Annotated in this window: 7 protein-coding genes; 2 read left to right on the top strand and 5 right to left on the bottom strand. The window is 59.3% G+C overall.

Going from position 1 to position 9,957, the window contains the following annotated elements; translation table 11 throughout:
* Positions 1-129: 129 nt before the first annotated feature.
* The 5 genes from AC1DVH_RS20780 to AC1DVH_RS20760 form a co-directional block, all read right to left on the bottom strand.
* Positions 130-597 carry an SRPBCC family protein gene (locus AC1DVH_RS20780; RefSeq protein ID WP_477755378.1) on the bottom strand — a complete coding sequence of 156 codons (468 nt, stop codon included), beginning with the start codon at positions 595-597 and terminating at the stop codon, positions 130-132.
* 23 nt (positions 598-620) lie between these two features.
* Positions 621-4,031: a non-ribosomal peptide synthetase gene (locus AC1DVH_RS20775; RefSeq protein WP_477755377.1), complete on the bottom strand. Its 3,411-nt coding sequence runs from the start codon at positions 4,029-4,031 to the stop codon at positions 621-623.
* Positions 4,032-4,044: 13 nt separating this feature from the next.
* On the bottom strand, positions 4,045-4,974 hold the full coding sequence (locus AC1DVH_RS20770) for a diiron oxygenase (protein ID WP_477755376.1): 930 nt from the start codon (positions 4,972-4,974) through the stop codon (positions 4,045-4,047).
* Positions 4,971-5,747, bottom strand: a complete 777-nt coding sequence (locus AC1DVH_RS20765; RefSeq protein ID WP_477755375.1) for a DUF3050 domain-containing protein — start codon at positions 5,745-5,747, stop codon at positions 4,971-4,973. Before AC1DVH_RS20765 ends, AC1DVH_RS20770 begins: the two co-directional genes overlap by 4 nt.
* 729 nt (positions 5,748-6,476) lie before the next feature.
* Positions 6,477-7,187: a GntR family transcriptional regulator gene (locus tag AC1DVH_RS20760; RefSeq protein ID WP_477755374.1), complete on the bottom strand. Its 711-nt coding sequence runs from the start codon at positions 7,185-7,187 to the stop codon at positions 6,477-6,479.
* 195 nt (positions 7,188-7,382) lie between these two features.
* Between AC1DVH_RS20760 and lapG the strand changes: the two genes are divergently transcribed.
* Both lapG and lapD read left to right on the top strand, forming a co-directional pair.
* Positions 7,383-8,075, top strand: coding sequence for a cysteine protease LapG (gene lapG / locus AC1DVH_RS20755; RefSeq protein WP_477755373.1), 693 nt, complete (start codon positions 7,383-7,385; stop codon positions 8,073-8,075).
* A gap of 14 nt (positions 8,076-8,089) precedes the next feature.
* Positions 8,090-9,957, top strand: a 1,868-nt coding sequence (gene lapD, locus AC1DVH_RS20750) for a cyclic di-GMP receptor LapD (RefSeq protein ID WP_477755372.1), incomplete at its 3' end; no start/stop codon positions are given.

Genomic DNA, 9,957 nt, shown 5'->3' with positions numbered 1-9,957 from the left:
TGTGAGAGTAGGTCATCGTCAAGATTGAATTCCGAAACCCCTGTCTGCTAACGCAGACAGGGGTTTCGTCGTTTCAGGGGTACGGAAAAGCCCGTTGCGGAGCCTCTCCACAACGGGCTTTTTCACATTTTAGGCAAACAGTTTCAGCACGTTGTTCATCGCATCATCGGCAAAACCCTGTACGAAATCCTTGAAGCCCGGTAGCGCCTCGGCGGCGCCCTGCGCCGGTTCGGCGATGATGGTCCAGGTGGCTCGGGACTTGCCCGCATTCAGTGGTTCAACGCTCATCGCTGCCCACAGATTGGCCACACCCAGGGTGTTGTAAATGGTGGTCCAGGTCATGTGCCGTGCCTGGTCGTCCCGAGAGTTGAGTTGTTCGACCACCAGGTTGCCGTCCTTGAAAAACTTTTTACGTAGCGATGACACCCCATCACCGGTCATCTCGATGTGCGACAGTGCCGGAATGAAGCGATCGAAGCGGGCAAAGTTACCGACTACGGCCCATACCTGCGMAGCGTCGGCGGGAACGTCCACCGAGGACACCACGTGGCAGCCTTGAGGGTTTTTGATCAGGGTATCGGGTTGCAGAGTACTCATGGTTTTGCTCCGTTGGGGTTGAGTCAGATGAAGTTGATTTCTTTGAGGTAGTCGCAGCCGCGACGCAGCAGCGCCGGGGACTTTTGCGGGTAGTGCGCACCCATCAGCCGAACGCCGGCCTGGGCGTTGTCGTGCCCGATCATCGAGATGTCGCCGATGTCCTCCTCAAAGCCGTTGAGGTAGAACCCCAGCACGCCGAACAACGCGTTGTCGCTGTCGACCCGACCCAGTTGCTGTTGCCAGTCGGCGACGCTGACCATCGCGAACTCACGCCCTGCCTCGCGGAAGGACGCCACGTAGTTGTCCCAGCTCAGGGGCTCGGGGTTGTGCAGGTTGAACACAGCCTGTTCCGGTTGATAACGACTGGCGTGGAAGGCGATGAATCGGGCGAGAAAGTCCACCGGCATCAGGTCGAAGTTCAAGGCGAATTCCGGCACCTGGCCAAGCTGGATCGAGCCCTTGAGCATCAGCATCAGGCGGTTCTTGTGTGGCTGGCACACACCCGTGAGGCTGTTGAAGCTGATGTTGCCGGGACGGTAGAGATTGACCCGAACCCCAAGCCCCCGCGCCCGTTCGAGGATTCGCTCGCCGACCCATTTGGACAGGTTGTAGCCGTTCTTGATGTAGATGGGTGGTGTCGGGGCGGCTGGCAACTCAAGCACTCGGCCTTCGGCGGATATCGTGCTGGAGGCTGAGAGCGTCGAGACGAAATTGAAGATTTTTTTGCTGCGCCCTTCGCACAGACGCAAACATTCGAAAATCGGCTCGACGTTGTCCCGCGCCAGCGACTCGTAATCGAGGACGTGATTGACGTTGGCCGCGTTGTGCACCAGTGCGCCAAATTCTCGATCCAGTCGCTGGTAAGCCTCGGGCGCCAAACCGAGTTGCGGCCGCGTTATGTCCGCCGCGTAAACCCTCACCCGGCTCATCTCCAGATGCTCCAGACGGTTCTCCCGCAGCGCCTGGGCAAAGCGTTCGTCCGCCGATTGCCCATTGCCGTCACGAACCAGGCAGGCGACTTCGCTGGCCCCCCAGGCCAGCAACGCCTCGACGATATGTACACCGACAAAACTGTTGGCGCCGGTGACGATCACCTTGTGCACATCGCCCATGCGGCTGATGGGCAACGGCTGAATATCCAGTTCGCGGAAGGCATCGCGCAGGGCCTGTTCGCTCAGTACCTCTTCACTGCCGGAGCCGCGCACCAGAGTCGCCAGTTTGGTGATGGTGGGCAGTTCGATAAAGCGGTTGATCGATATGCTGCGCCCGAATTCTTCGCGCAGTCGCAGGAGCATGCGTGACAGCAGGATCGAGTGCCCGCCCAGATTGAAGAAGCTTTCGTCGGTGGAAATGTCGCTCGCCGGCAGCTCCAGCAACTTGGCCCAGATGTCCAGCAGCAGGGCCTCATCGGCGTTGCCGGGCAGGCGCCGTGAAGGGTTATCGGTGACGCTCACGGGCAGATCCAGCAACGCCTTGCGGTCGACCTTGCCATTGCTGGCGTAAGGCATGCTTGCCAGCTCGGTCCATGCAACGGGGTGCATGTAGTCCGGCAGGTGCTGTGTCGCGTGGGCCTTCAACGCTTGGCGAGCGGTGCCGGGGAGGTCTTCCTGAGGTTGGGCAAGGAAGGCCAGAATCCGTCGCTGGCTATCGATGACCACGGCAACCTGGCGGTACAGCTGGCTGTCGCGCAGACAGCGCTCAATCTCTTCCGGCTCGACCCTGAAGCCGCGAATCTTCACCTGATTATCACGCCGACCGCAGAGTTCGATCCCATCAGCCGTCCACTTCGCCATGTCCCCGGTGCGATAGACGCGCAGGGTCCGGCCGTCAGGCAAGTTCAGGTCCAGATAGCGCTCGGCGGTTTGCTGCGGGTTGTTCAGGTAACCCAGGCACACACCCGGGCCGGCGATGTACAACTCACCGACGGTCTGTTCGGCCACCGGTTGAAAGTCATCATCGAGAATCAACACCTGGCTGTTGGCGATCGGCGCACCCAGCGAGCGGTTGTTGTCGCCCGCCTGGAGCCGCCGCGCGGTAATCAGCACCGTGGCTTCGGTCGGCCCGTAGAGGTTGTAGAGCTTGCCCTGACGGCTCAGTTGCTCGATGACCCACGGCTCGCAGACATCGCCGCCGGTCATCACATGATCCAGGCACTGCAACTGCTCCAGTGGCAGGATGCTCAATAAGGCGGGCGGTAAAAAGGCGTGGGTCAGTTGTCGATGACGAATCAGTTCCACAAGTTGCAGCGGATCGCGGCGTTGGTCATCACCGGGCACGATCAGCTCGGCGCCTTGTAACAAGGTCGGGAAGATGTCGATCAGCGATGAGTCGAAACTCAACGAAGAAAATTGCAACACCCGGCTCTGTCCGGTCAACTGCATATAGTCGGCGTACCAGTGGGTGAAGTGCGCGAGGTTGGCCTGGCTGAGCAGCACGCCCTTCGGATGGCCGGTGGTGCCCGAGGTGTAGAGCGCCATGCAGGGTGCATCGAGGTCGGGGCGTTGGCGCATCAACGGTTGAGTGAGGTCTGCGTCATAGACGTCGATACTGCTGATGTCCAGCCCTGGCATCTCGCTCGCCAAGGGATGCTCGCCGTCATGCAGCAACAACACCGCGCCGGCGTTCGACAGGATGTACTGCTGACGCTGTATCGGATGGCTCGGCTCCAGCGGCAAGTACACCGCGCCACTGCCCAGGATCGCCAGGATTCCCGCATACAGCGCACTGCATTTGGGCAGGCAGATTCCGATGACTACCGGGCCTTGATGCTGATCCAGCAGCGGTCGCAAACGTTGCTCGATGGCGCGGCTATGGGCGTGTAGCTGGCGATACTCGAGGGTATTGCCAGCGATGCTCAAGGCCGGGTGGTCGGCGCTCTGGATGAATTGTTGTTCCAGCCTTTCGATCATCGGCGTTTGCGCCAGTTGCTGCAGCCGTGGGTCGGCGGTGCCATTGAGGCGATGCACGAACGCAAGGCTGTCCAGGAACCGCAGGCTCTCGATGCGCTCGAAGCGGGCGGGTACGGCGGGTACGGCATGTCGAAAATAGTCGGCATCGCGCGAGTAGCGGCTGACCAGCAGCGCCACGTGGTCAACCAGTGCTGTCATCGCCTGCATACGCAAAACCTGACCGTTACCCGACGGTTCATCGGCAATGGGTACACGGGTCAGCAGCGTTGAGCCGTGGCAGCACAACACGTCCAGCGATGGCAGACCGGAGGCCTGTGCCAGGCCGAGACCCAATTGCAATGTCAGTCGTTGCGCATCCCCGATGTACTGAAACGGTGTGCCATCGTCGATCAGCAGATCAGCCTGTCCAGGCATATCGTCGAGCGCGCAGATCCGCGTCAGTGAGTGACCGTGTTGTTCGAGTTCCAGCGCCAGGTCGGTCAGGGCCTGGCTTTTTCCGGTGAGCAAAATGTCGAGACGTCTCATGAAGGGCTCCTCGTCAAACCAGATAGTCGCTGAGGGCGGTTTGTACGCACGGCGAATCGAGCAGCGAACTGCTGTGGAAAAACCGCACAATGTTGGCCACCAGCGGGTGATGGCGATTGATCGGGAAGGCCATTGCCGACACTTCGCTCTTGAGTGCGTGACGCGCCGCGTCGTTGATCTGCAGTGCGTCGATCAATCGGAAGTCGAAGGATTTCTGGATGTCGTTGGTCAGGTAATGGCCAATGAATACCGGCAGGATCTGCGCGATGTACTGGCGGTCATCTGCACTTGCGGTATGCCAGTAGATGCGTACCAGTCGCGCCCAAAAACCGGAGTGACGGCCCTCGTCCAGCAGGTGATCGGCCATCAGGCCCTTGATCGATTGCTTGACCGTGTCGTCCTTGGCGAACGCAGCGACATCACCGGTCACGGTGTTTTCGGCGATGGCCACGCAGATCAGCTCTACAGCGCTGCGCAGGTGCTCCGGTGCTCGCGCCACGGCCGCCGGTATCGCCCGGCTCAGCTCGATCTCATCCGGCAATTCAATGGGGGGGATGCCGGTCAACGCGATGGTCTGTTGCATGAAATCCATCGCCACCAGTGCGTGGTAATCCTCGTCCACCACGACCGTCATGGCGTCGTAGCGGCAGGCGAACGGGAACTCGAACGCGAAGCGATTCTTGGCGATGCTGCGGGCGGTTTTGTCGACGATCTCGGTTTCGAAAATCACCACATCGTTGATGAACTTGTAGAGCGTCTGCACCAGGGCGAAGTCGCGCTGTTCCGGGCATTCGCGCAGAAAGGTTTCGCTCAGCACCAGCGGTTGGCGGCTCAAGGGGTAGATCAGTTTGTCGTCGTTCTCCAGAACGCGGCGCGGGCGAGTGCGGATGGTCGCGCGACTTTCCCAGGCGTCGGCGAAGGATTGGTAGTCGGCGGCGTTCATGCGCTCACCTCCGTGACGGATTCGTTCATGCTCAGGCGCAACCCGTCCCACAGGGCGATACGACTTTCCACGGCAGCGATGGCGCTGGCGTACACGTCTTCCTGCCGTTGCGGGTCGCTATCGACCAATCGCGACAGGAGCTTTTCCGCTGCCGGGCCGTGGTCCTCGGAGTCGACTTCTATGTGTCGTTCGAGGTAGTAACGGAAGGTCGGCGCCTGCTCGATGCCGATGCCCCAATCGTCGAGGATGCGCTGGAACATCCGCGGGATAACGCTCTCGCGACCGTGCAGAAACGCCGCCGCCACACTGTGACCCGGCGCATGCAGTGCTGTGTGTAGCGTATGGCGAACGAAATTTGCGGCCGCCGGATCGACGTTGACGCTCTGCAAGGCCACGTCGTAGCTCACGCCTTCTTGCTGCAGGGTCACGAAGCGTTCGATGGCAACGGTGCAGGCGCCGACTTCGCGCATTGCATCCAGGTACAACTCGAAGTGGCTGTAATGACCTTGGGCCGGGCGGTCATCCGACTCCTCACCCAGCACGATCTCGTTGATCAACCGCGCTGCCTGGGGATCCTGTGGCGGCAACCAGGGCAGTTGCACGCAAGTCAGCTCCTGTTGCAGGCGCTTGGTCAGCGACATGAAGTCCCATACGGCAAACACGTGGGTTTCCATGAAGCGTCGCAGGACCGCAAGCGAATGTATTTCAGAGAAAATCGGATGTTCGCTAAGTTCGGATTTTTTTTGAAGCAGACGTTCTTTAGTTGGTTTCATGGATGAGCCTGTAAGTGATCTGAGGTGAGAAGTAATCAAGCACTGAAGTTCGCTGGAAGTTTTCTCCTGGCGAACGGGTACCTCAAACGAATTGATCTTTTTCAGTGCTATAGATGCCGAGTAACCAAGGCGTTGCTGTCACTTGTGGCTGGCGGCGAAGAAAAACTAATACACATATAAAGTGTTGATCAAGTTGTTTTGCTATTATTTTAATATTCAACTTTTTGAAAGATGACAAGTTCCAATAAAACTTTTTATATTGGTTTTATTTGGGCGTAGTTACTCCTTCCAACCTATATAAGTCAGAATTGAATAAAGAGTGAATGCCTCACTCGAAGTAACTTTTTATCGGGCGTCGTTGGGGGTGTCTGAGGGGGTGGAAGCAGGTCGCGAGTGATGCCGATCCTTCCGTTCCCGTAATGAGGCTCCTTCCTTCGCTTCTTGGGGCGGGGGCTACGCCATTCGCACGGCGAGTCCCCCGTTTTATTTTGTCTTGGTTACMCAGAGTGGGCGCAAATCAAGGCGGCCGCCATTACTGAGGCACCACGCAATCGTTGCGATGGTCAGGTTTGAAGGTGGCAAGGCATTGGGTTGCGGTATGGCGTCGCGAGGGTGGTGTGGTATGAGCACAGGGGGTTTGTAATCAAATTATTCGCATGCACATTCGGAGGAATGTGCGGCAAGCGAGGCGAACCTTTCGGTGTGCCTCCCCGGGCTTGCCGCTGCAGGTTACTTCGACGTGTTTTTGGTCTGTACTTCAGGGCTGTCGAGGTAGCGCGTAATGACCTCGACCCCTCGGTTCAGGTGATGTTCGAGCAGTTTCATCGAGCGTTCGACGTCCCGGTCTTCGGCGGCCCGCAACAGTGCCCGGTGGTCGTCCTGGGACAATTTGCCCAGGCCCATGGCTTCCAGGTTGAAACGCAGGAACCGCTCTTCTTCGATCAGGCCGTCTTCGACCAGTTTCAACAGCCGGCGATTGGGCGCCCGGCTGTAAAGCGCCATGTGGAACAGGCGATTGAGCCGTCCGATTTCGGTGTAGTCGTTTTGCGTTTCGAGTTCGTCGATGTAACGGGCAGCCTGTTCGAGATCTCTGTCCTGGAGCAGTGGCACCGAGAGACGCAGGGCTTCGGATTCCAGCAGGATGCGCAGCGCGTAGGTTTCCACGGCGTCGCCCTGGACCAGCGGCGCGACCACGGCGCCCTTGTGGGCAATCACGTTGAGCAACGATTGAGCTTCGAGCTGGCGCAAGGCTTCGCGTACGGGCATGCGGCTGACGCCGAACAGGTCGGCGAGGTCTTGCTGGCGCAGGGCCGCACCGCAAGGAATGCGCCCGTCGAGTATGGCTGCGCGCAGGGTTTCTTCGATCACCGAGCGTGCCATATGAGCGGGAATCGGCCCGTTGACCTTGATACTGCTGAGAGGGTTGGGCTTTTGTGTCACTAAACGCACCCTGATTGATGGAATTTTTTGGATCCAAGCGACACTAGTAATTGACTGACGGCTTGTCAAACAAGTTCACGAGTGCCTTTCTTGCAGTTTAGCGCGCCGCCAGTGATTGCACTGTGCCATTGTCTTTTTCCGGTCTAACCTGCACCATTCAAATGACTCCCTCCTGCCTATCCAGGATGCCTCGCATTGGCGGCAAGTTTAACGATCCCGCGGATTTTACGCTGGCTGTGCAGCGCATTGCTGCTGGCTGGCGTGATGCTGGGCAGCTTGAGCGCCGATTGGGACTTTTCCCTGATCAGCCGGCGGGCGCAGGCATTGTACGGACCTTTGGGAGAAGGTCAGCAGCGCATTAATGATTGGCAACACTTGTTGGCCAGCCAGAAGCAGATCGGCGAGTTGGAACAACTCAATGTGGTCAATCGCTTCTTCAATAAACAACTGCGATACGTCGAAGACATCGACCTGTGGCACGAAGTCGATTACTGGGAAACCCCGATCGAAGCCCTTTGGAAAGGCGCCGGAGACTGTGAAGACTACGCGATTGCCAAGTACTTTAGCCTGCGTCACCTCGGTGTAGCCAGTGAAAAGCTGCGCATTACCTATGTCAAGGCACTGACCCGGAATCGCGCGCACATGGTGCTGACCTACTACTCAAGTCCGGAAGCAGAGCCCCTGGTGCTCGACAGCCTGATTGATGCAATCAAGCCGGCCAGCCAGCGAAAGGATTTGCTGCCGGTCTACTCTTTCAATGCGGAAGGGGTGTGGCTGCCGGACGCCAAGGGCAATAAAAAGGTCGGCGATACCAAACGCCTTTCGCGTTGGCAGGATCTGCTGAAAAAGATGCAGGCCGAAGGATTCCCGGTCGAGACGACCAACTAGGAGCACACGCTCAGATGTCTTTGTTCAAACAGCTGTTGATTGCTATCTGTCTGTTCCTGGTGGTCGCCTTCACCGGCAGTTTCATGGTCAGTCTGGAGAGCTCGCGCACTCAGTACGTCAACCAGTTGCGCTCCCATGCCCAGGACGCCGCGACGGCGCTGGCACTTTCCCTGACACCGAATATCGACGACCCGGCGATGGTCGAGTTGCTGGTCAGCTCGATTTTCGACAGCGGTTACTACGCGAGCATCCGCGTGGTCGATCTCAAGACCGACCAGACCCTGGTTGAGCGCACGGGTATCCCGGCGGTGAACAACGTTCCGGACTGGTTCGTCAAACTGATCGGCCTGGAACCCGCCGGTGGTGACGCGATCGTCAGCCGCGGCTGGGAGCAGGCTGCCCGGGTCGAGGTGGTCAGCCACCCGATGTTCGCGCAGGCCAAGTTGTGGCAAAGCGCTTTGGGCAGCCTGGGCTGGTTGCTGCTATGTGGCGCGGTCAGTGCGGTACTCGGCGCGCTGTTGCTGCGTCAGCAATTGAGGCCACTGGATTACATGGTCCAACAATCCCACGCCATCGCCCGGCGGGAATTCCTCAGCCTGCCGGAACTGCCGCGCACCCCCGAACTTCGCCGGGTCGTGCAGGCCATGAACCAGATGGTCGAGAAGCTCAAGGCGCTGTTCCAGGAGCAGGCCGAGCGCAGTGAAAAACTACGGGTCGAGTCCTATCAGGACTCATTGACCGGGTTGGCGAACCGGCGTTATTTCGAGATGCAACTGAATGCGCGGGTGAGCAACCCGGAGCAGGCCAGTTCGGGTTACCTGCTGCTGTTGCGGGTCAAGGATCTGGCCGGTCTCAACCAGCGCCTCGGCGGCCAGCGCACCGATGAAGTGCTCAAGGCCGTCGGTGAGCAACTGTCTCGCGAGTGCGCCAAATATCCGGAAACCCAGAACCTGGTGACCCGTATCCGCGGTGGCGAATTTGCCGTGCTTGCGCCGGGGCTGGTACGTGAAGAGGCGCTGCAACTGGCACAGAACCTCGATAGTGCCTTGGCCAGTCTGCACGCTACCGGCGCCACCGATGTGGCTGCCGTGGCGTCTATCGGCCTGGCGCCTTTTGCTCACCGCGACTCGCCGCAAGCCGTGCTCAGCCTCGGCGATCAGGCGCTGGCGCAGGCCGAAGGTCAGGGCGAGCAGAACTGGGCCTGTATCGAACACAGCCTCTCGGCCAGTGTCGGCGACGATCACCACGCCTGGCATCGCATGCTCGACCAGGCGCTGACTCAGCAACGTTTCGAGCTGTATTTCCAACCGGTAGTGGCCGCCCAGGACACGCAACTGGTACTGCATTACAAAGTACTGTCGCGACTGCTCGACGAACACGGCCAGACCATCCCCGCCGGGCATTTTTTGCCATGGCTGGAGCGCTTCGGCTGGACTGCGCGTCTGGATCGGCTGATGCTCGAACGGGTGTTGGAGCAAATGAGCGAGCATGAGGAGTCTCTGGCGCTGAATCTGTCGTCGGCGACCCTGGGCGACCCGCAGGCGCAAAACAAAATCTTCGAGATACTGCGTGCGCATTCCAACCTGGGCCCGCGCCTGACCCTGGAGATTGGCGAAGAGCAACTGCCTGACCAGGCGGTGCTCGAGCAGTTGACCCGGCGCCTGCGCGAACTCGGCTTCTCCCTGAGCCTGCAACGTTTTGGTGGCCGCTTCAGCATGATCGGCAACCTGGCACGGCTGGGGCTGGCGTACTTGAAGATCGACGGCAGCTATATTCGGGCCATTGACCTGGAGAGTGATAAACGCCTGTTCATCGAGGCGATCCAGCGAGCGGCGCACAGCATTGATTTGCCGCTGATTGCCGAGCGGGTCGAGACTGAAGG

It is taken from the genome of Pseudomonas sp. P4_C3, assembly GCF_056402075.1.
The sequence above is the reverse complement of the archived record's forward strand: the minus strand, read 5'-3'. Positions and strand labels throughout refer to the sequence as shown.